Raw genomic sequence first — 23,809 nt, 5'->3', positions numbered from 1 at the left:
CTATGCTTTATAAACATCTTTCTTAACAAGAAATTTGACAAAAGTAACTACTTGTGTAGGAGCCATTGGGGATCTCGCTTCTGATTGAATGGCAATTATCCTGCAAAAAATGTTCATTGATGTCTGCCTCTTGCAATGAGTTTGCTCAAGGGATCTGGGGGTTTTTCTCGAACGCACATTTTGGACAAACAGCAATCTAATGTTTTTCTGCCATTGGCGGCGGTTTGCCAAAATTATCACTTACGTCATTAACACAATTTGTCATCACAGCTATTTTAACCCTGGGAAAATACCAATTCAAGTTGTTTTAAGTTGATTAAATAGCAGCCAACCCATCATAATATCATCCAATCTTCTCAATCCACGCCACAAGGTCTTAACTCCCGGAAAACCATCATGTTTTCTTCCCAAAAAACCTCCCAATTTAGCAATCCAACCAACCGCTTCCCCTAAAGTTGGCGGGTAAGAATGAGGATAACTTTTGTGATAAATTGTTGCATAAAGAGCCTGCCATTCTTGAGGTGATAACATGATTTCACAACTGGCATCATCCGCGAGCCGAGCTATATGAGTAATATAAAGTAAGCGCTTTCGCTACAATGGAATAAGTAGCTAGAGCCATTTCCAACCTTGATGCTGTTTCTAATTGTAGCTTCTCAATTCCACAACCACTTTTTAACACATAATGATAACGCTCAATCAGCCAACGATAACTATACCATCTCACATAAGTAGTCACATCCTCAATACAAGTAATAGGTAAATTTGTCACTAGCCACCACTCAATTGCTGACGACTCAGAAGGTGGTTCGGATTCTCTGACTAAAATAACTTGCAGTTGAATCGGACTTAATTTCTCTTGTTTAGGACGATTTTGAGGGGGTTGAATAGTTAAGGTTTTATACCTAATAGTTAAAGTCGCTATTCGTGATGGTCGAGTCGGGTTGCGCTTCAATTCCACAGTCATTGTGGCTTGCGGTTCGACCAATTCCATCTCTTCTTTAAGATGGTTCGATGAAGACTCTAAACATCTGTTTTGAGTAGCTCGAATCAAAAAATCTCCTCCCTCACGGTTCGCACAGGCAAACAAGTCATAAAAGTCGGCTTCTCAGTCAGCAATTGTGACTACTTGTTGTGAATCCGGGATGATAGATAACGTGTTTTTTAAAGCATCAAGCCATTTTTGACTCTCTTTTTCTTCAGTTGATTTTTGAGAACGTTGAGCAGCTTTGCCTAAATATTTTGGCGCTCTTGCCCAGACGGTCGATAATGCCTAATGGTAGCCCCTCTGTTGAAGATAATTTGATGATTTTTAATTCTTGAAACCGTCGCATCTACGTGTCCTTTCCTAAGCTGAGATGGTTTGATATATGGTGAATCCCAAAAATCGTAATTAGCCTTAGTTTCTGCCCATGTACCACTAGCTTTAGGTACAGTGGATGTTGGTTTATCACTTAAGTTAGAAACAATTTTCATGAATCTATTTGTTCTTCTTGCATCTCCCAATTGAGTCTTTTATAATTCTTCCCTTACCCATTGATTGATCATTTTAATCTCATTCCTGGGAGATCGCCCGATCGTTTAACATCACAGATGTTGATTTTTGTCAAATTTATTGTTAAGAAAGATGTTTATAAAGCATAGTTTTTTAAGGGGGGTTAGGGGGGGATCTGTCTTAAGTGAACAGTATTGGGTTATATAAGAAGATAGAGATGAATACAGGACGATGCAATCGGATTTGATATTATTTGTTAGTTGGCAGTTGTTAGTTCCCACCAATGCCCAATGCTCAATGCTCAATGCCCAATGCCCTGTTTGGCCAATGCCCTGTTTGGCCAATTCCCAATTCCCAATTACATCAAAATTGCGGAAGATTCCGGCTTGCTGGCGTGACAAATACGATTTTTGCCTTCGGTTTTGGCTTGATAAAGGGCGCTGTCAGCGCTGCGAATTAGGATGTCGGGAGATTGCTGGGCAGAAGGAATCGCTGTGGCAATTCCGCAACTGACGGTAACGTAGGAGCCGATCGACGATCGCGCGTGGGGCAGTTGCAAGCTGGCAATGCGATCGCAAATTTTCCGGGCGACAATGTTTGCCCCTTCGGCGCTGGTGTTGGGCAGCACTATGGCAAATTCTTCGCCGCCGTAGCGGGCAGGCAAATCCCCAGCCCGCTTGGTACAAGAGGCGATCGCCTTAGCAACTTGGCGCAAACAATCGTCGCCGCCGAGGTGTCCGTAAAAGTCGTTATAAAGTTTAAAAAAGTCGATGTCAAACATAATTAAAGACACTGGCAGTTCCTCTCTTGCCAATCTGCGCCACTCTAACATCAAAACGCGATCGAACTGGCGGCGGTTGGCAATGCCCGTCAGTCCGTCAGTAGTGGCCAGTTCCTGCAATTTTTGATTGGCTATTGCTAGCTGGCGGTAAAGTTGAGATTGTTCGATCGCGATCGCCACTTGATTCGCCAAGTGCTGTAAAAAATCTATTTCCCACTGCTGCCATTCCCTCGTCTCGCTGCAATTGTATGCTGTCAGCATTCCCCACAAATTATTGCGATTTTCTCTCTCTAAATCCGGCGCACTTTTTCCCTGCACGTGCGGTTTGCCAACAGCCGGCAGCGAGAGATAATTTTCGGCTGCATATTGATTTTTTTCTGCATCCCAAATACTACCTTCTAGTCTTTGGTTTGCCGTTTCCCAGTCGCCCGATTGCCAAATTGGCACGCTTAAAACTGCTGCAATTTCACAATCTGCCAGCAATTCTTTGCAACTCCCAGACAATGCGGCCGCGTTCACATCTGCTATTGCTTGTACCGACTGGGATTCGAGCAAGAAAAAGCATGAAACTGCCAAAGCAGCATTAATATTTTGGTTTTCAATATAACCGTCTGGTAAACCGTCACCTGCGACGATCGCACCTTTTTGCTCTTCCCCGTCAAATTGAGACGCCCAATCCTGACAGCGATAAATTAAAACCCGGTCTGTGTTGAGAAATTGGCGCACTTCTGCTACGGTACTTTGAAGAATGCTTGCCGCGTCTATTGACGATCGAATATGTTCGATCATTTGTCCCAACAGCCGCTCTCGGATCGCCTGCTGTCGCAATTGTTCTTCGACTTGCTGGCGTTCGATCGCGTAATGGATTGCTCGCACCAGCAGAGTTCTCTGAAATCTTCCCTTTACCAAACAATCTTGAGCGCCCGATCGCAATACCGACAGCGCCGTATTCTCATCATTGCTATCCGTCAGCACCACAACTGGCACTGTGGGCGATCGGGCTTTCAAAACGGCGAGATCCTCGCTTCCCCCCAAGCCGTCTGACACTGACAAGTCTAATAGTACGGCGTCAAACTTTTCTGCTTCCAGACACGCCAGTCCCCTCTCCAGAGATGTAACAGTTTGGAGGCGAAACACAGCCTCGCTGAATGACCCTAAAAGATCTTCGATCAGCGTTGCATCTGCGAGGTCATCCTCAACCAACAAAATTTTCAGACATTGGTTACGTGTTAACACAACTATAGCGTTTGGAGCGGGTTTAAGGAAACTTTCTTGTTTTGAGAGCGATACTGGCGATCGGCACTAAACAACAATAATATCTTCTAGCGGCGGGTTGAACCCGGATTTTTTCTAGCCGGCAGTGGAGCACTGCTCTCACCCACCCTCCCCATCAGCCTGTTTATTTGTACATACCTACTGATTTGCGTTTGCGATCGAGCCAATATGTCGGTCTATCAAATTCAGTTTACACTCAAACTATCGATCTAGCCATCAATTAAAGCTTACAGATCCGCAGGCGGGAGCGAAACGATTTCAAACCAATACTGGCATAAAGTCTTCATTACTTCCACCAATCCTTGAAAAGTGACTGGTTTAGATATGAAAGAATTCGCACCCAAGCGGTAGCAAAGCAAGATATCTCCGCTGCGGTGCGACGTTGTGAGAATCACCACCGGAATTTGTTGAAACTGGGGGTCAGATCTGATCGAAGTTAGTGCTTCTCGCCCGTCAAGCCTCGGCATATTCAGATCCAAAAGTATCAGGTCTGGTCGATGCCAATTGCTGCCACCAGCATATTGACGGCGACGGTACAAATAGTCTAGCACTTGTTCTCCATTTTCCACAAATTCGCTTCTGATTGGTAATCGAACTTCTCGCAGTGCTTCCTCCACCAAAAAGCGCGTGTCCTCGTCATCGTTTGCTATTAAAATAGTAAATTTTTTCTTTTCATTTTTCTTTGGATAATTCACGGCTTGGCCTCACGACTAATTGATTTTGTGAGGTAGCGGGACTTGAAGCGGTTTGCGATCGCCTGCAAAGCATCTGTTGCCACGACGATCTGGCAAATCTGGCCCATAACACTGAATTTGTGTTGCAGCAATTGGCGGTTTTGCATAATTCGCAAATGTTTGTCACTAATCTTTGTTTCACTTGGCAGTCTCTGGGAGAACCGGCAAACGGCAAAGACATCAGAAATGCTTGTCCGGAAATTCCTACTAAAACTACTGTATCCCAAAGCCAGGTGCTCTGGATACAGTTGAAACAAACTGACAAGTCTGGCGCACACCGCTGATTTTTAAGTTGTATAGGGAGCGAGCTAATATCTTTATACTGAATGATTTTTAGCTTGATGTCATCAGTGAATATGCTAAAATTTATGAGTATTTGTATAAAAAAATGATAAATATATTTAGAGTTTAAGCAAATGACTGCTCACCGATCCAAGCAGAATGCTGATTTCAATGTGTAACAGGAACAGAAAAATAAAAAGTCGAGCCTCGACCAGGTGATGATTCTACCCAAAGCCGGCCGCCATGCCGATCGACAATTCTCTGACAAATCGCTAAACCGATACCTGTTCCCGAATACTCTTTTTGGGTGTGCAAGCGCTGAAAAATCTGAAAAATTCGTGGATGGTGCTGTTCGGGAATGCCAATACCGTTGTCCTGCACCGCAAACACCCAGTTATCCCCCTGAAGCGAAGCGCCCACCTGTACCACCGGCGCCTCGCTGCTACGGTATTTAATGGCATTGCCAATTAAATTTTGAAACAGTTGCAACAGTTGAAAACAGTCACCTCTTACCATTGGCAAATCGCCCCTAGTTACAGTAGCTTGATGCTTGCGGATTGCCAACTGCAAATTAGCGCAAGCATCCTCAAAAACCTGATTGCAATTTATCAGCTCAAAAGGTTTTTGACTGCGACCGACTCGCGAATACTCCAGCAAGTCATCAATCAGCGCCTGCATCCGCACGCAAGAATTAACAATATTGCCGACAAATTTATTCCCCTGGGCATCAAGTTGGTTTTGATAACGCCGTTCTAATAGTTGAGCGTAGCCTGCAATCGTGCCCAAAGGTGCTTGCAAATCGTGAGAAGCCACGTAGGCAAACTGTTCTAATTCGGCATTAGAACGAGTCAGTTCTTCAGCATAACGGGTTTGAGTTTCTAAACTTGCTTGCAGCAATTCTTGTACCAGCTTGCGCTCGGAAACATCCTCGATCGCACAAATCAAATATTGCGCGGTTCCCTCAGCATCGCGCATTACCGAAACAGTAACATTCGCCCAGCACACTTCCCGATCTTTGCAGATCAAACGCTTTTCCCGAGAAAAAGTTTGAATTTCCCCGCATAACAGCAACCGCACGTATTCTCTGCCAGCTTCGATGTCATCAGGGTGAGTAATTGCCTGCCAATCAAGCTGCAACAATTCCGATTCTGCATAGCGGACAATTTGGCAAAAGCCGGGATTTACTCGCAAAAATTCACCTGAAAGTGTAGTTTTAGCGATGCCCACTGCTGCTTGCTCAAATATCGCGCGGAAACGTTCTTCACTTTCTCGCAGGGCAATTTCTCCTCGTTTGCGATCGGTGATATTGCGAAATGTTACTGCCAGACCGTCGTTTAATTTGACGGCGACAATGTGCAGCCAAGCACTTGTCTCTGAATTGTGTTCGTAATAAAATTCTTGGTCTAAAATTTCTCCGGTTTCTACGACAGAAACGTACAAATCAAATAACCCATTATTGCGAATTTCGGGAATTTCTGCCAACAAATGATTGCCAACTATCGCATTTAATGGCCGACCAGAAATATTGTTGGCAGCAGGGTTGACTAACAGCCACAGGAAATCTACAATCTTTCCCTGACTGTTGCGGACGGCAGAATAAGCCACCACACCGTCTAAGGAACTATTTAAGACGCTAGCAAGCAGCGACTGCGACTGTTGCAGTTCAGTGTTTTGCTCTTTTAGTTGCTGTTGCAGTTTTTGCAAGCAGACTTGCTTGTCGATGCGCGCTAAAACTTCTTCTACTTGAAATGGCTTGAGAATATAGTCGGCGCCGCCCACTCGAAAAGCTTGTAATTTATCATTAATCTCATCTAATACACTTAAAAAAATCACCGGAATTTGTTCAGTTTCCGGTGTAGCTTTCAGTCTCCGACAAACTTCATAACCGTTCATTTCCGGCATTCTGATGTCGAGCAAAATTAAATCGGGGCAATGGGCGATCGCAGCCTTCAACGCCAGTTTACCGCAAATAGCTCGACAAACTTGATACCCCTGGGCAGTTAGCAGCTCGGATAAGAACCGCAGATTGCTCGGTTGGTCGTCAACCACCAATACTTTAATTTCACTATGCTCCATTTATTTTAAAATAGATTGAGTTAAATCCATTATCCTATCGAGTCGGTAATCTGCCAGCAAATCTTTTAAAGCCTCAGCTAACGTTGGATGAGTTTCCGAAATGCGATCGACAATTTGAATCGCCAGCTCTTCATCAACATCATTAACTGCGTCGTAGAGTTCCTGCACCCAACTTCGAGGCATCTGGGCGAGCAGCGGCGAGAAAAATGAATCTGGTTTTTCGCTCACAAAATAACGCCGTAAAGCCCCGACAGGGAGCGCGGGCAATTCTTGATAGATATAGCGCACTCCCAAGTAAGAAGCGATCTTATCAAAGAGCATTTGCTCTTGAAAAGGTTTCCGCACAAAATCGTCGCAACCTGCGGCAAGAATTTCGCCTTTTTTTTCCTCAAAAGTGCTAGCAGTCAGAGCAATAATTACAGTTCGACGCTCAGATGGTTTCTCTTTAGCTCTAATTTGTCTGACGGCTTCAAAACCGTCCATTACAGGCATTCGCGTATCCAGCCAAATTAAATCAGGGTGCCAACTTTCCCAAAGTTCAAGAGCTTGGAAGCCGTTTTCCGCTTCTCGGACTTCAAAACCAATTGGTTGCAGCATTTTCACCAGCAGCAGCCGATTTTCTTGATTGTCGTCAACTGCTAAAATCCGATAAATCGGTTGATCTGGTTGTAGTGCGATCGCCCGCTGCGATGTCGCCACTGTTATTTCAGATGAAGTAGCGGGAAATACTCGGATATTAAATTTAAAAATGGTTCCCTCACCTAAAACACTTTCTACCTCAATATCTCCGCCCATGATCTCTACATATTTTTTAGTGATTGTCAAACCCAATCCCGTACCGTCAGCCGCTTGTTTGCCAGCTTCTGTTTGCACGAAAGCCTCAAATAACTTGTCAATTTCTGCTGTTGCTATGCCAACTCCCGTGTCTTCAACTTCAAACAAAATAAAATAGCAATCGTCCGAAGTAGAATTAGGATAAACCTCCGATTTTGCGGGCTGGTGGTTGGCTTGCACAGCGCGCAGCCAAATACTGCCGCAGTTTGGTGTAAATTTTAGGGCATTTCCCAGCAAATTAATTAAACATACGCGCAGCTTTTTTTCATCAGTTTTGATGTATTGGGGAACATTCGGCTGCACGGAAAATCTTAGTTGCAAATTTTTGGTTTCAGCTTTGATTTGAAACATCTCTTCGAGAGTGTCGAGGAGTTGATAAAGGTCAAAGCTGCGTTCATCTAAGCCAATGATCCCGGCTTCTATTTTGGACAAGTCTAAAACATCGTTAATTAGTTCCAGCAAATGTTGACCGCTGCGGTTGATAATTCGGAGATTTTCAATATTTTCGTGGCTGAGTAAAGAGTCGCGGCTCATGACTTGGGTAAAACCCAGGATGGCGTTCAGGGGAGTCCGCAATTCGTGGCTCATGTTGGCAACGAATTGACTTTTTGCTAGGGATGCAGCGGCTGCGGCTTCTTCGGCTTTTTTGCGTTCTATTATTTCTTGTTGCAGTTCGGTATTGCGATCGATCAATTGTTTTTTCAGTCTTTGGATGGTCAGTTGATGTTCGATTCTCGCTAAAACTTCTGCTACATGAAACGGTTTGGTTATAAAATCTACTCCTCCTACTTTAAAGGCGGTTACTTTGTCTAATACTTCATCTAAAGCGCTAATAAAAATAACTGGAATTTCTGATGTTTTCGGATCGAGCTTGAGCTGCGTGCAGACTTCATAGCCGTCCATTTCCGGCATTTTGATGTCGAGCAAAATCAAGTCTGGAGAACCTGAACGCGCTGCTCTGATTGCCATTTTGCCGTTAATTACGCCCCGGACTTTGTAGCCGCGATCCGACAGCGTTGCTGATAAAACTTGCAAATTTTCGGGAGTGTCGTCAACAATTAATATGTTGCCTTTATTATTTTCTGTTTTATTGGTGGTCATCGATGGTATTTTTTGTTAAATTGATAATTGCTGAAATTATGAAAACCGATTAAATCGTCATTATAGCACTCGCTCCAGCATCAACTACTTCTATATTTACAGAACTTACCTACAAAAAAACGATAAACCGGTTTTTTCAACCAAGATAGAGAGCCTTCAACAGTTGACAGTTGACCGCTTGACAGTTGACAGTTTGAGAGCGACCTCTACCTATAAAGAAGAGGATTGGAGTAATGAATAGTCTGATTTTAATTTCTCCCTCGAAGGCGGGCGGGCTTTCAACCAATTCTTTCTGGTAATACGATTTTAGATGGGGAATGAATGATTCCATCAGGGTTGGGAGTGCTGGCAAAGCAGTTGCTTTTTTTGTGTAACTGGTATAACGAGATATTTTCGTTATAAAACCCAGTTTCTTCGTCCACCTTTATACTGATTTAAATAATCATCAAAGATAGTTTAGCCGATCGCCCACGAGCAAGTTTAGCAATAGTCGATCGACCTCAACCATCAATAATCCTGAGCCCGCCCCTCTCCTCTCCCCTCTCCCTTCCCCCCTCTTCCTGATGACTGATGACTAATGACTGATGACTGATGACTAATGACTTCTTCCTTCTTCCCTCAAACATTTCTAAATTCCTCAATCAAATCAATAATCCGATCGCACCGGAAGTTATTCGCCAAATCGGCGATCGCGCTGCGGTAAGGAGCATCAACAGGAGGAATCGACAACAGCAGCCGAAAAATCTCCTCGTTATCAACCGAATCCGCCGCCTCGTACAACTCATCAACCCATTGGGGAGGCATAGCTTCAAAAAATGAAGAATTCAGCGCAACAGGCAAAGGAGCCGTCACAGTCGGCGCCGAAACGTCACCACCAGCCACAGCATCAGAACTTAGCGAAGCTTCTCGATCGTAAACATAGCGGACACCCAGATACTTAGCCATCTTTTCCAGAATGACTTGTTCCCGAAAAGGCTTCGCGACAAAATCATCGCACCCAGCAGACAAAATCACCGATCGCTCTTCATCAAAAGCACTCGCCGTCAGAGCAATAATCACCGTTGCTTGACCCTTCAAATGCGCTTTAATCTGTTTAGTAGCTTCGTAGCCATCCATCACCGGCATCCGCATATCCATCCAAATCAAATGAGGTTCCCAACTCGACCACATGGACAAAGCTTCAACGCCATTTTCAGCCTGCCGCACAGTAAAACCGAGACATGACAGCATTCTCACCAGCAACAAACGGCTTTCCAGGCGATCGTCCACAGCTAAAATGCGGTATTCCGGCTGTCCGGGTTCCAGGCCCACAACGCGACGAGTTGTTTGAGCCACCTGAATTTCCACTTCATTAGGGAGCGAAACTTTAACATCAAATCTAAAAATGCTGCCGTTACCGACGCTGCTTGTCACCGTCATTTCTCCTCCCATTAACTCAACGAACTGTTTGCTGATCGGCAAGCCTAAACCAGTTCCTTCATGAGCTTTTTTCCCGCTTTCTGTCTGAGCAAAAGGCTTAAACAAACTATCCATTTCTTGGGCAGAAATTCCCGCCCCCGTGTCTTCCACTTCAAAGAGCAAGCAGCAATTTGCGATCCTCTTCGAGGGCTGCGCTAACGGCGGAATTTCTTCGTTATTTCTATTTGACAACAGCTCATGTTTGATTCTCAAGTTGACACCACCTTCCGCCGTAAACTTGATCGCATTTCCCACCACATTAATTAATACTTGACGCAACTTACTTTCATCTGTTTCTACATATTGAGGGAGGTTGGGCGCAGCATCACAAATTAACTGCAACCCTTTTTTTTCGGCTTGCAGCTTCAGCATATCTTCAGTATTTTCTAGCATTCTGTGCAAGTCGAAGGTGCTGTTATTGAGTGTCACCAGCCCGACTTCGATTTTTGACATTTGCAGAATATTGTTGATCAGATCGAGCAAATGTTCCCCGCTGCGGCTAATAATTCCTAAATATTGCTGTTGGTCACTACCGAAGGCTGCGTCGCGCGCCAGCAGTTGAGTGAAACCGAGAATCGCGTTGAGGGGAGTTCGCAATTCGTGGCTCATATTCGATAAAAATTCACTTTTCGCCCTGTTCGCTCTGTCGGCTTCTTCTTTGGCTTTTTGCAGCGATATTTCTGCTTGTTTGCGCTCAGTAATATCGCTGGCAGTGCCTGTGGTGCCGGTAATATTTCCTGCTGCATCCAATCGCGCGATCGCCTTTGTATTGACATCTATCTGCCTGCCGTCTTTCCCTAATACTATACTTTCGTACTGAAACACAGCATCTCCCGTCAGCAAGTGCTGCTGAAGTTCTCGATTCCGGTCTATTTGTGCTGGCGCTAAGAAATCGCTAAAAGAATAGCCGAGCATTTCTTCCGGATCGTAACCGTAGATTTGTTTGACAGCTTGGTTGACAAAAGTCAGGTGTCCTTGGGCATCGCAAGACCAGATAATATCTTGAGAAGTTTCAACTAAATGACGGTATTTTTCTTCACTTTCTGCTAATGCTATTTCCGCCAGCTTGCGGGGAGTAATATCCATCAAAGTTGTGAAGAGTTTAGTCACTTGCCCTTGTTGGTTGACAACTACTTCTCCTCTGGATTCGATGTAGCGGATCGAGCCGCCTTCACTTGTCTGTGACGGGCAATTATCCGCAGCAATTGTCGATTCCGGGCGGAGGATGCGATATTCCAAACTGTAGGATTGCCCGCTAGCAATAGTAGCGTCGATCGCAGTTTGCCATTTTTCGCGATCGTCCGGATGCACGTATTGCGAAAACTCACTTAGTGTTGGCGCAGCCTCGGTTGCATCGAGATCGAAAATATGAGATAATTCTTCCGACCAAGTAGTTGTATTGGCAGAAAAATCGCATTCCCAATTGCCGACGCGGGCGATTCTCTGCGCTGCGGCTAAAGATGCAGCTAGAGCCCGGAGTTTTTCTTCTGCCAATTTGCGATCGCTAATATCTTGAATCACCGAAATCACGCAGGTTTCGCCGTGAATGTCAATGATTTCAGCAGACACCAGCCCGGTTCTGAGTTCCCCAGTTTTAGTGCGCCAATCAAATTCGTAGTTACGAACAATTTTTTGTTCGTCTAACATTGCAAACAACTTGGCGCGGGCTTGTGTACTTTCCCAAAGATTCAAATCAAGCGCCGTGCGATCGATAATTTCTGCTATCGAATAACCAATTGTCTGACAAAAAGCCTCATTGACTTCTAAATAACGACCGTCTTTAAGTCTGGCAATAGTAATCGGGTTGGGAGAAGAACGAAAAGCTTTAGCAAACTTTTCCTCAGACAAGCTCAGTTGTGCAGTCCGCTCCTCAACTAAAGTTTCCAATTCTTGATTCAGCTTTTGGAGTTGAGCATTTTGTTCCCCTAATTGCTTCTCCATAAAATAGCTGTTGACCGCTTCTTTTAAGGTCAACTTCAAATCTTCTGACTGCCAAGGCTTAGATATGTAGCGGTACAATTTAGCATATTTAATAGTATTCGCCACAGCTTCGAGGTCTGCTTGCCCCGTCAGCATGATTTTGATGGTTTTTGGTGAAATTATGTGAATCTGCTTCAGTAATTCGTCCCCTTTGATATTGGGCATCAGGTAGTCGGAAATCACAGCCACGATTTCGCAACCCTCTTCCAGCAATTCATCTATCAACTCTAAAGCCTCTTCGCCGCCTTCGGCTGTTTCTAATAAATGTTCTTCTCCCAAGGCTTTTTTTAACTCAATCTTCAAACTTTCAAGGATGATCGGTTCGTCATCCACGCAAATAATCACAGGTTTATTGTTCATATTTTTGCTAAACCAGATTTTATAGTTTCTACTAATTCTTGACCGTCCCACGGCTTGTACAAACAGCGGTGCAAGTTTGCCTGCTCTTTCACCCGTTGTATTGCTATTTCATCAGCTTGCCCGGTCAGCATAACTTTCACAATATTGGGATATTTTTGGTGAACCCGGATCAAAAATTCATCTCCTTTAAGACCCGGCATCAACCAGTCAGATACTATGACCAAAATATCGCTTTCCTCTTCTCCTTGAATTTCCTCAATAATTTCGAGAGCTTCATCGGCATTTTCTGCTACTTCATAGAGGTAATCATCACCAAATTCTTTTTTCAGTTGAATCTTCAAACTGTTTAAGATTACAACTTCATCGTCAACACACAAAATTACTGGTTTTGGCATAAAATTTTACTCTTTTTTGATTTTAAAATTAACGGGCAGATTGAGCCAAATTTTAATTATTGGTCTCAGTGATTTCGATAGGCAAGGATACAGTAAATTTGGTTTGACCAGGCACGCTTTCTACTTGCAGTTTACCTTGGTGTTTTTTAATGATTTTATGAACGATATCCAATCCCAAGCCGCTGCCTTCTCCAGGAGGTTTAGTAGTGAAAAATGGCTCAAAAATTCTAGGCATAATCTCTGGAGGAATGCCGGGGCCGCTGTCGGTAATACTGACTGATATTGCGTTATCTTGGTGTTTGACCTCAATTTTTAACATTCCTTTGTTGCCCATCGCTTGTAAAGCATTATGAAGCAAATTTGTCCAAACTTGATTTAGTTCATCAGGATAGCATAGCATAGAGGGTAAATCATTAACATAATTCCTGACGACTTCCACACCATGTTTGATTTGGTAGTGGTAAAGCGTTAAAACAGTATCAATCCCGTCGGTAATATTGGCGATCGCCTTGGAACCCGACTGGTCGTAACGAGAATAGCTTTTCAAGGCAAAAACAATTTTGGCTGCCCTATCTGTCGCAGTAACAATATTTTTAGTGCTTTTTTGTACCGTAGCAAATTCGTAAGCGGTTTGTAAAATATTTGGACTTGCGCTGTCTTTCAACAAAGGTAAAAAACGTTCTAAGTTATTGCAAATACCAATATCTAACAAGGTACAAGCAAGGCTGTCAGCGTCGTCAATTTTTTCTGATTCTAATTGCCGCTGCAAAAGTTTTTTCAACTGACGTTTTTCTTTACTAGATAAGTTGTCTGTTTCCTTACTTGAGTTGTACAGCAGGGCAAAGAAATCCTGCTGCCGTTCCGGGGATAGTTGCTTGAAAAATATCGGTAACTGGTGCAATTGTTCGGCCCAGAAGTCGGCGATGTTCTGCACCGAAGAGCGAATCGCCCCTAAAGGAGAATTGATTTCGTGGGCAACTCCGGCAATTAACTGTCCGAGGGCTGCCATTTTTTCTGATTGAATCAGCTCTTGTTGAGTGCGCTTCAGTTCTTCTAGGGTATGAGCTAATTCTACATTTTTTTTGCACAGCGCTGACTCTGCTAGTTTGCGGGCGCTGATGTTGCGGGCAACCCAAATCACTGCATCTTTTGAGAACAGAGAAATACAGGCGGAAAACCAAATTTCGCGATCGCCAACTGTTAAACTGTAGTCGAAATTGAGGGTTTGTTGCGTCTCTAACACTTGCTGAACTAGCATCCACCAATCATCGGGGTTGTCGTCGTCAAAAAAATGTTCGACCGTCAGGCTGACTAGATCGCAATCCGGCTCATAAACTGCCGCCGTATTAGTCGGCAAAACCTCTATGTTTCCATGAATATTTAGTACGAGAACGATGTCTGTCATCGCTTCAAAAACTGCACGAACTTTGGTTTCAGAAAAGTGTAATTTTTCTTCTAGCAATTTGCGATCGCTAATTTCTTGCTGTAATTCTTGGTTGCTGGCTCCTAGTTGAACCGTGCGTTCTCGAACTCGCTGCTCCAGTTCGGTGTTGAGGCGGCGGACTTCAGCTTCAGCGGTGGCGCGGTCTTGTATTTCCTTCTTTAACTGACTGTTCGTGTTAATTAATTCTAAAGTACGCAGCTTAATTTGCTCTTCTAGATTTTCATTTAATAACCGCAACTGTTCCTCTATTTCGGTTCTGCGAAGCGCTTCTTTTTGCAATTGTTCGTTCACTTTTTTTAACTCCAGGATATTTTCGGCAACTGTTTCCTGCAAAAGCTCGACATTCGCGTGCATTTCTACCGGATCTAAGGCGTGCAGCAGGCTACTTTGGGTGACAATTCCGGCTAAATATCCTCCCTCGTCCACCACCACCAAGCGCCGGATGTGGTGATCCTGCATGAACTGGTGAGCCTCCCACAATGTGGCTTTTGCCTGCAACGGCATCAGGGGAAAACTCATCGCGGCGGCGGCGCGAGTGCCAGCGAAATCGAGTCCGGTAGCTTGGAATTTAACAATGTCCCGTTCTGTAATTATGCCCACTGGTTTCTGATTTTTGTTGTCGCACTCATTGCAAATGACTATGCAGCTTTTGCGCTCAGTTGCCATCTGTTTTGCCACTTCTAAAACTGAGGTGTTAGTTGAGGCAATTCTTACTTCTGCGGTCATAATTTCTTCGGCGCGCCGCATTTGCAGCAAGTCGCCCGGTTTCAGGATTTGACGGATGCTTTCTCCGGTGATGGCGCCCAGCAAGTTTCCGCTGTTGTCTGTAACGGGCAAGTGACGGATTTTTGCCGATCGCAATATACTCAATATTCTGAAGATATTCCCCGCTTTATCAAGGGAAATCGCGATCGGCTTTTCAGTCATTACCTCAGCAATTATCAGCCCTGCTAGCGGTATTTCGCTCGCAGTTATTTTCACAACATCGCGCTCCGTAAAAATTCCGATCAGTTGCCGCTCAAACGCGATTAAAACGCAACTAGCCCTCGCCTGAGTCATGGCGGCGATCGCGACTTTCAAGGGTGTATCTGGAGGCAGTACCGGCGGTTTGCGGTCGATCGCCTGTTCTAAGAAGCTTTGGCTATCAGAAACTGTTATTGACATGGGCAAATCAAGGGGGAGATGCAGGTGGAACCGGCAATTAATGCCATTTTAGCTTTGAGCTTTGACAATGACTGCACCCTGACCGCGATCGAAGTCTGACATCCGTCTAAAGTTGTATTTTTGGTCGCGCCTCGGTATAATTTTGGGGAGCATCTCAGTTTTGTAAAAAACATTTTTTTTCTTTGAGTGCTGTCCCGGCTCGCGAGTTATAGAATACGCGAGCCGGGACAGCACTATAAAAGCAAAAATGAGATGCTCCCTAATTTTTATTGTAATAGCGCTAAACGGCGATCGGAATTGACACGATAAAGCTCGTTTGACCGATCGCAGATGTTACTTCTATCTTACCCGAATGTTTTTCGACAATTTTCTTAACAATATCCAGTCCCAAGCCGCTGCCTTCTCCGGCGGGTTTTGTGGTAAAGAAGGGTTCAAATATTCGCGGCAAAATTTCCGGGGGAATTCCTGTGCCGTTATCCGTAACGCCCACCAACAGGATCTGATTTTCTACTCTGACATCTAATGTTAAAATTCCGCAATTGTTCATTGCTTGCAGGGCGTTGTGAATCAGATTTGTCCAAACTTGATTGAGTTCGTCTGGATAGCACAGCAATTCAGGCACTCCATCTTGATAATTCCTCACAACTTCTACTCCGTGTTTGAGTTGGTTATAATAAAGAGTTAATATAGTTTCAATTCCCTCAGTAATATTAGCAATAACCTTTTCTCCCGTAGAGTTAGAGCGAGAATATGCTTTTAAAGCAAAAACTACTTTTGCAGCTCTATCTGTAGCTGTGATAATAGTATTCGTACTTCTTTGCAAAGCAGTAAATTGATAGGCTTGCTGTAAAATATCCGAGCTAGTGGGGTCTTGCAGCAAAGGCAAAATTGATTCGATATTGTCGTAAATGCCGATATCAACTAAGGTGTCTGCTACTGTTTCTGAATTTGCCACAGAATTGTTTGATAGCTGCTGAATCAAAGCTCTTTTAAACTGGCGTTTTTCTCGGTTGGAAAAGAGCATCGCCTGCGACTGGTATTTGGGGAGCAGCGTCAATAAATCAGAGTAACCTTCTGGGGACATTTTGTGGAAAAAATCCGCGATTTGGGCCAGATTTTGATTGAAAAAATCGGCTAAATTCTCGACAGACGATCGAATCGCACCCAGGGGAGTATTGATTTCGTGAGCCACACCAGCAACTAGCTGTTCCAATGCTGCCATTTTTTCCGATTGAATCAGCTCTCGTTGCGTTGCTTGCAGGTGTTGCAGGGCTTCCGAGAGTTCTCTGGTGCGATCGGCTACTTGCATTTCCAAGGTTCTGTTGTACTCTGCTACCAGTTTCTCAGCTTGTTTGCGATCGGTGATATCGCTGAAAGCAGTAATCGCATAGACAATATTGTTTTTGTTGTCAAAAATAGGTTGCGAGTGCATTTCCAAAGGCACAATCTTCCCGGATCTGCGGACTTCTAAATTATCGGCGATCGCACTTTCGCCATTGAGAGCTCGCCAAGCCGGCAGTTGTTGTTCAGAACAGGGGCTTTCCTTTCCTGATATATAAATTTCAGAAGCTGATATCAACTCTTCACCTGTAGCTGACGGCGCCAAAATTCGATCCAGCAACCGCTGTCCAGTTTCATTGATGTAGGATACCTTACCCTGGGGATTATGTACCGTTATTCCCACAGGTAAAGCTTCTAAAAACTGCGTCAACTTGCTCTGACTTTCCCGCACTTCTGCGTAAAGTTTAGCGTTAGCAATAGAAACAGCAGCCTGCGTCGATAACAGTTGCAAAACCTCTACCCTGTCATCAGTAAAAGCACTCGTAGTGAGATTGTTCTCTAAATAAACCATCCCAATTAATTGACCTTGATTCAGCAAGGGCGCGCACAATATAGATTGAGAATTATGTCTGACAATATACGGATCGCGCGTAAATCTTCCTTTGTTAGCTGCGTCACTTTCTACAACATTTCTTTTCCTCCGAGCGACATAATTGATAATGGAAACAGGCAGGCACTTTTCAGCAGGAACCGACTGCAAAACATCCACGCGATCGCCATCTAATTTTCCCGAAGCTTCTACCAAAAACTTACCTCGGCTTTCCAAAATCAAAAAACCATTTTCTGCCCCCGCATTTTGCAGCATAATTCTCATCAACTTCGCCAGTAACTTGTCCAGCACAATCTCGCTAGCGATCGCAGCAAAGGCTTTCATCACTGCCGCCAAATCAAAAGTTTGGCCCGAATCGTGGCTGCTGGAAATATTAGTAACTGTAGCGCTGTCGCTGGCAATGCTAGTTGACACTGGAATTCTGATTAAAAATTGGGGATAGTGTGTTTCCAAATCCTCAACTTTAGCTTGAGCTCCCCAGTGAGTGTAACCATAGTGAGCATCAGCCAAATAAACTCGTGCAATCTTCTCTTTTCCCCAACCGATATAGAACTTAGCTGCAAGTTCGTTAGCGAGAGCTTCTTCGTTAAGATATTCGTTTTGCTTCGCCAAACCAATCGCGCGATCGTACTCCTCCATTGCCTGAAAATTATCGCCCAAAACCCGATATTTCTCAGCCTCAACCAGATGAAATTTGTGCAAGTGATTCATGGGGGCGCGTGCAGCCCATGTCTGCATTTTCTTTTGGTTTTCTCCTACTCTTTCGAGCAGCATCTCTCTCCAATACATCCGCCTCAGAACAAGCAGCTAGTGCAGCCAAAGAATCATAAAAATGAAACACCGGCACAGTTAAAAAACCAGTTCCTCCCATTAAACCTTGTCTAAATTTACCTGCATTTTCCAGTGCTTGGCACAAATCCCCGAATAAATAACACAGTATTAGCTTGTGCAAATAAAAGTAATGTATTCCCGTGCGATCGTTCGCTTTCGCCAGCAACGGTAGCAGATGCTCTTCTTCGCAAGCTGTCCCCGATAAATTGCAAGGATTCTCTGCTTCACCCAGCAAGTTAAGCACCGCTTGATGAAATATTTGATTGCACTGCAAGTTGATTGATTGCTTGAGTTGAGCCAGCAGGTTGCTAGATTCAGCAATTTCGACTTTTAGATTTGTAAGTTCTTGCCCTACCAAATAAGCATATTGAGATTTTTGTTTGGCACAATAAGCGACAAACTCAAAATCTCCGTTTTTGAGTGCACTTTGATAGCTTTCTCGGAACATTGGCAGGGTTTCCCTGACATGATATTTGCTGTGAGCGATACAAGCTGCTACTATATATAATATTTTCCCTTTGAGGTTTTTTGCATTGAACATTGATGCTAAGTTTAAAGCCAATTCCCCTAACTTATTTGCCGATTCAATGTCTTGAGATTCGTAGTTCATAACTACGCCCCAAGCTGCGTAGAAAAAGGCAGAAAGCGGTGAATTTTCAGGTAGTCCCCTGAAGGAAAGGATCGACCGAATAAAACTGAATTCAAAGAAAAGTAGGCATTTAGAGTTGTAAATTAGCATTGTAATGATGGACAAACCGCCAAATTGCAGCAATATGATTTTCTAATTTTTTAGAGAAGGCTAAGCTCTTTCTTACCAGTCGAGAAACTCGTTGTCGAATAGTACAGTTGAAGCGCTCGATATAGCTAGTCAAACCACTATCTTTATCTACACGGCGTGATGACGTTTGCTGGGTAATACAGAATCATAAGCACAAAACGTGGTCGGTATAAATTACTGCACATTGACGGTACACTGGTGGTATTGAATCCCATAAAGCGCTCGCCGATGCTGCGCTACGATCTCCAATATGTACACCAACAATTTCCCTAGTCTCGGCGTCCAATGCCAGCCAGACCCACTGCTGATTTCCTTTACTATCAACGAATGACCATAACTCATCCATCTGAACATTCAAGCGCTTTTTTTCCTTGGGAGTCACTTCCACTTGCTTCTTAACAGCAGCCGCTTGGCTATTAACGTATCGCTGCACTGTATCTTCTGACACTTGTAGTACCCGAGCAATTCCCGCCTGAGAAATACGTTCAAGTAGCATCCGTGACATTAATTCCTTTTGTTCTTTTGTAATAGGTTTCCATGCCGGATTTAAAACAAATGATGCCGAGTTTTACCGTTCCGACTAACTTCTTTTGAGCCACAATTAGGGCAACAATTAATTTCTAATGTCATATCACGCTATGGCAAACACTTCTCTAATTATAGCTTGCTCCGATCCTTTCCTTCAGGGCACTACCCTGGTTTCAAACGGCAGTTGGCCCGTCAGCATTTCATAGAGAGTTGCGCCGAGAGAGTAATAGTCGGTGCGATAATCTAGGCTGCGGTTCATTCTGCCAGTTTGTTCTGGAGAGATATAGGCGAGAGTGCCTTCTAGAATATGGGGATGCTTGAGGGTGGGTTGTTCGGTTAATTTGTCGGGCGCGAAGACGCTGGCTATCCCAAAGTCAATGATTTTGAGTTGGTTGGTGCTGGGATTGAAAACTATGTTGGCAGGGTTGATATCTTTGTGTATGATGTTGGCGCTGTGAATGTCGCCCAAAATGTCGGCTATTTGAATGGCGAAGCTCAGAGATTCGGATAGAGTAAAGGGGCGAGAGTGCATCAACCTTTTGAGAGATTCTCCTCCGAAGTCTTCGAGTACGATCGCCAAAGTGCGATCGTACTGTTCTAAGCTGTAAGCTCGGATGACTCCTGGGTGATTTAAGCTGCGGATGATGTCATATTCTTGTTTGTGACGGGCGAGTGCAGCCGGAGTGGGGTAGTCTTGCTTGAGTATCTTGAAGATTACGTGCTGGCTGTCGGTCGATCGCACGCCCCGGTAAACTAGAGATCGATCGCTTTCATAGATTTTCCTGAAAATTTTGTAGCCTGGAAAGTGGAGCATAACCGCAGAATCTTAGAGAGCAGCAGCGTTTATCCTAGTGTAGCCACTGATATGTGTTAATCGCTACCACCACAAATATTCTCAGACTTGCCTGTAAGCTCTCAACCACGAGCTCGATCGATCGCAAATCCTCAATCTAAAATCCTCAATCTAAAATCTTCAATCTAAAATCTAAAATCAAATAACCCTGCCTTTGTGTGCAAGCATTCAAGGCAGGGTTATTATGGAATATTCGGAATTCTGAGCGAGTAGTCCATGGCGGGCGAGGCCGGATTCGGCTGCCAAGCGTTGCACTACTCGCCCAATCGAGTTATTTTAGAGCTACGTTCGGCCAACATCAGCACTATATAAATAGTCATTACATAACCGGCGGCTAGAATGGGAATAATTAGAGGAATATCGCGATAAATCATAATTAGAACCAAAAGTCAAGGACGAGGAGGAGGACGGGACAAGTTCAAGACCTACTACATTAATTCAGCACGCAAGACTATGCCTTGGTTCTGAAGGCTACTTTTCCATATCAGGCTTGCCGAAAAACTTAGGCGTTCCCGGTGAGTCGATTTGAGATTTTCCATTTTTCGATTTTAGATTTACTCGGCAGATAAATCTGGGAGCTTCAACTAAGATCTAAAATTTTGGGCTACCCACGACAATTGTCGTGGCTTCTACCCGTTTTTGGGCGAGGTCAATAATGATTTACTGCTTTACAGATGCTTGAACAGCGTAAAACCATCCACTTTAGCTGCTTTGAGCTACCGTGCACATCTCATGCGCTAGTCTTAACTCCTGAAAATTTTTAGCCACAAGAAACTAAAAATCTGTCCCAGAAATTTTCGCTGCGATCGACTAACAAGGCTGGCTCTACGAAACTCTTACAGGCATCTGAAAGCTACCTGCCAGCCAGGCTCAATTACAGCCTGTACTTAATGTATAGAATTGTTTAAATCCTTAATACCTATAATAACACAGCGTTTCTGGGATTTAGTTATTTTTTGGCAGTGTGCTTAACAATTCGATACAATAGGAGCAACCCCTCTGGCAGCAGGCTACTCGCCTCTGGCAGTTGGGCGAGTCCTCGCTGGCGACAGACCACAAATAACTGCCGATCGCCTAGATTTTTGTTCCCTATTGCAGAGAATTGTCTTAAAATAAAGATATGATATGTAAAATTTTGTTACTTTACGGCTTGAGTCGGCGTATCCATGATCTCTAGCACTCTCCTATTTTCCTCGGTTGAAGAAGACCTGCGACTGTTGACAGAAAACTTAAAACAGTTAGTGGGTGCCCGTCATCCCATCTTGTACGCGGCTGCAGAATACTTATTCGGCACAAAGGGAAAACGGGTGAGACCCGCAATAGTCTTGTTGATGGCCAAGGCGACGATGCCCGATCGGGAAATCACCGAAAAACACCGCCGCCTCGCGGAAATCACAGAAATGATCCACACAGCCAGTCTAGTCCACGACGACGTGGTGGACGAGTCGGATCTGCGGCGGGGAGTACCGACAGTACACAGTCGGTTTAACAACCGAGTGGCAGTATTGGCGGGAGATTTTCTGTTTGCTCAATCTTCGTGGCACTTGGCAAATCTGGACAACCTGCCAGTAGTCAAACTGCTTTCAGAAGTGATTATGGATTTAGCTGAGGGCGAAATTCAACAGGGACTAAATGGATTTGACACCAGTTTGTCGATCGAAGCGTACTTAGAAAAAAGTTATTACAAAACAGCGTCTTTAATTGCCAACAGTTCTAAAGCAGCGGGCTGTTTGAGCGAGGTTTCAGCAGAAATAGCAGACGATTTGTACAACTACGGTCGCAACATTGGTTTAGCATTCCAAATAGTAGATGATATATTGGATTTCACTGCTTCAACGGAAACTTTGGGGAAACCCGCAGGCTCGGATCTGATTAGTGGTAATTTGACAGCACCAGCACTATTTGCCCTAGAAGAAAAGCCTTATTTGGAAGTTCTAATAGAACGCGAGTTCGCCCAAGAAGGAGATCTAGAGCAGGCTCTGGCGCTGGTAGCAGATTCTCAAGGTATAGAGCGATCGCGAGAACTAGCAACAAATCACGCACAGAAAGCTGTCGAATACTTAGCTGCGCTGCCCCATTCAGAATCCCGTCAAGCCTTGATTGATTTAGCAGATTACGTTTTGAGCCGGCTGTATTAGAGGTTAAAAAGTTGCACGGTAGGGGAATTGGTAATGGGGAGTTGGTAATGGGGAATTTCCTATTACCAATTCATCAGAAATTTAATTATCGCGCTTCTTAAGGATGGCGAATTAAATAATTTACACATATTTGTGGGATGGGCCAGAAGAAGCATAAAACTTGTGGAAGTTATTTAATTTTCATTCCTAAGTGAGTTCCCGAGAGCGCAAGCAATGAAATATTACCGATTACCTATTACCGATTCCCGATTCCCGATTCCCTGACATACTTCACTGCCATTGAGAAAGGGAGAATCTCATTTTTGTAAAAAGCATTTTTTTCTTATAGATAGTGCGAGCGTCCCCGCTCGCGTATTATACGATACGCGAGCGGGGACGCTCGCACTATCTAAATGCAAAACTGAGATGCTCCCTTGAGAAAGGCTATATTTAGGCAATATCTGGTGGTGGAGCCGATCGATACTGTTGCAAGTAAACATTGATTAAGTCTTGCACTTGTCGGCGAGGGATTTCCGTCCCGACTTCCTGATTGCCGGGATTTTCAAAAAAAACAATACTGTCGAGACCTTCAAGAGCAATCATCTGAAATAAAATGTGAGTGACAGGCAACTGTACGGGCTTGACGCTCCCGCCCCCAGCCGCCGCAGCGCAGGACGCATCTTTAAGAGTGGGAAAAGCATAAATCACCTTCTTCTCCTGTCCCGGTTGCTTGAGATTGCTCAAAACTACGATCGCCCAACTTTCGTCTACCGATTGCAGGATCGAGTATTCGAGGTGCTGTAGCTGTTGGGCAATTAAAACCAGCGCCGGGGCGATCGCCTCTAAGATTTGTGGCGTCGAACCGTCAGGCGGAGCTTGCTCGATTAGTGCTTGAATCTGTATATCTAAATCCATCAGTCAGTTCATTTGAGATTTGAGTTTAATAATGTCAGGGTAACGGGTGAAGGTGCAAGTATGTAATAACTGGCACTGCCGCATATTAAGCTAAAATGCGAAATCTGAAGTCCCATAAATTTGATTGATAGATATGAAACATATAGCCAAATATAGCCTTTTTTAGCAAAAATTCTGGATTTTTTAGATTAATTCACGCTTTACCCTTCAATCCGAAAAATATCGTACCTGATGCTCGATTTAGTTGATGCGGGTGTCCCTGGCGGATGCAAATTTTATAACTATGTACGAAAAAAAAGTTTTCTGCTCAAAATTATCTCGTCCTCACCACCAAAAATCCCTGGTTAAACCTGGTTGGTGGCGGATAGTACATTTGGGACACATCAAGAAAAAGCAGCCGTCAGTGTTTTTTTGACAAACCTCTGCCTAAAGGCGAGAGGATTCTTGCTTCAGTGGGATTCCGACGAATTTACCCTCGGCAAGCATCTTGACCGTATGCCCTACGGCTGCAAGTCCT

Annotated in this window: 13 protein-coding genes and 3 pseudogenes; 2 read left to right on the top strand and 14 right to left on the bottom strand. The window is 44.2% G+C overall.

Annotated elements, in window-relative coordinates; translation table 11 throughout:
* Window positions 1-297: 297 nt before the first annotated feature.
* The 4 genes and pseudogenes from JGK16_RS28760 to JGK16_RS28745 form a co-directional block, all read right to left on the bottom strand.
* Window positions 298-1,506: pseudogene (locus JGK16_RS28760) on the bottom strand (IS4 family transposase).
* Between the two features lie 347 nt (window positions 1,507-1,853).
* On the bottom strand, window positions 1,854-3,512 hold the full coding sequence (locus JGK16_RS28755) for a diguanylate cyclase (protein ID WP_293186056.1): 1,659 nt from the start codon (window positions 3,510-3,512) through the stop codon (window positions 1,854-1,856).
* 266 nt (window positions 3,513-3,778) lie between these two features.
* Window positions 3,779-4,246, bottom strand: a complete 468-nt coding sequence (locus tag JGK16_RS28750) for a response regulator (RefSeq protein WP_293186054.1) — start codon at window positions 4,244-4,246, stop codon at window positions 3,779-3,781.
* Complete coding sequence (locus JGK16_RS28745) at window positions 4,243-4,392, bottom strand: hypothetical protein (protein WP_293193424.1); 150 nt, start codon at window positions 4,390-4,392, stop codon at window positions 4,243-4,245. The genes JGK16_RS28750 and JGK16_RS28745 overlap by 4 nt, the downstream gene beginning before the upstream one ends.
* 9 nt (window positions 4,393-4,401) lie before the next feature.
* Here JGK16_RS28745 and JGK16_RS28740 point away from each other — a divergent pair, with 9 nt between their 5' ends.
* Complete coding sequence (locus JGK16_RS28740) at window positions 4,402-4,569, top strand: hypothetical protein (protein WP_293186052.1); 168 nt, start codon at window positions 4,402-4,404, stop codon at window positions 4,567-4,569.
* Between the two features lie 166 nt (window positions 4,570-4,735).
* On the opposite strand, the gene JGK16_RS28735 is transcribed toward JGK16_RS28740, so the two are convergent.
* From JGK16_RS28735 to JGK16_RS28695, 9 genes and pseudogenes are all read right to left on the bottom strand, one after another.
* A complete protein-coding gene (locus JGK16_RS28735) occupies window positions 4,736-6,643 on the bottom strand; it encodes an ATP-binding protein (protein ID WP_293186051.1) in 1,908 nt (635 codons plus the stop codon).
* Window positions 6,644-8,578, bottom strand: a complete 1,935-nt coding sequence (locus JGK16_RS28730) for a response regulator (RefSeq protein ID WP_293186050.1) — start codon at window positions 8,576-8,578, stop codon at window positions 6,644-6,646.
* 618 nt (window positions 8,579-9,196) lie between these two features.
* Complete coding sequence (locus tag JGK16_RS28725; RefSeq protein ID WP_293193423.1) at window positions 9,197-12,376, bottom strand: PAS domain S-box protein; 3,180 nt, start codon at window positions 12,374-12,376, stop codon at window positions 9,197-9,199.
* Complete coding sequence (locus JGK16_RS28720; RefSeq protein ID WP_293186045.1) at window positions 12,373-12,771, bottom strand: response regulator; 399 nt, start codon at window positions 12,769-12,771, stop codon at window positions 12,373-12,375. The genes JGK16_RS28725 and JGK16_RS28720 overlap by 4 nt, the downstream gene beginning before the upstream one ends.
* Before the next feature lie 52 nt (window positions 12,772-12,823).
* Window positions 12,824-15,379 (bottom strand): CBS domain-containing protein, encoded by a 2,556-nt coding sequence (locus JGK16_RS28715; protein ID WP_293193422.1) that lies wholly within the window; start codon window positions 15,377-15,379, stop codon window positions 12,824-12,826.
* A gap of 280 nt (window positions 15,380-15,659) precedes the next feature.
* Complete coding sequence (locus JGK16_RS28710; RefSeq protein ID WP_293200957.1) at window positions 15,660-17,981, bottom strand: ATP-binding protein; 2,322 nt, start codon at window positions 17,979-17,981, stop codon at window positions 15,660-15,662.
* Window positions 17,950-18,711 carry a hypothetical protein gene (locus JGK16_RS28705; RefSeq protein ID WP_293193420.1) on the bottom strand — a complete coding sequence of 254 codons (762 nt, stop codon included), beginning with the start codon at window positions 18,709-18,711 and terminating at the stop codon, window positions 17,950-17,952. Before JGK16_RS28705 ends, JGK16_RS28710 begins: the two co-directional genes overlap by 32 nt.
* 160 nt (window positions 18,712-18,871) lie before the next feature.
* A pseudogene (locus JGK16_RS28700) lies at window positions 18,872-19,384 on the bottom strand (IS1 family transposase); the annotation flags it as partial.
* 192 nt (window positions 19,385-19,576) lie between these two features.
* Window positions 19,577-20,221, bottom strand: a pseudogene (locus JGK16_RS28695) (serine/threonine-protein kinase); the annotation flags it as partial.
* Window positions 20,222-21,426: 1,205 nt separating this feature from the next.
* Here JGK16_RS28695 and sds point away from each other — a divergent pair.
* Window positions 21,427-22,398 (top strand): solanesyl diphosphate synthase, encoded by a 972-nt coding sequence (gene sds / locus JGK16_RS28690; protein ID WP_293193419.1) that lies wholly within the window; start codon window positions 21,427-21,429, stop codon window positions 22,396-22,398.
* Between the two features lie 429 nt (window positions 22,399-22,827).
* On the opposite strand, the gene JGK16_RS28685 is transcribed toward sds, so the two are convergent.
* The gene (locus JGK16_RS28685) at window positions 22,828-23,292 is read right to left on the bottom strand and encodes a hypothetical protein (protein WP_293193418.1); all 465 of its coding nucleotides are present in this window, start codon (window positions 23,290-23,292) and stop codon (window positions 22,828-22,830) included.
* Window positions 23,293-23,809: the final 517 nt, after the last annotated feature.

It is taken from the genome of Microcoleus sp. PH2017_09_SFU_O_A (assembly GCF_020738625.1).
Classification (GTDB): domain Bacteria; phylum Cyanobacteriota; class Cyanobacteriia; order Cyanobacteriales; family Microcoleaceae; genus Microcoleus.
The sequence above is the reverse complement of the archived record's forward strand: the minus strand, read 5'-3'. Positions and strand labels throughout refer to the sequence as shown.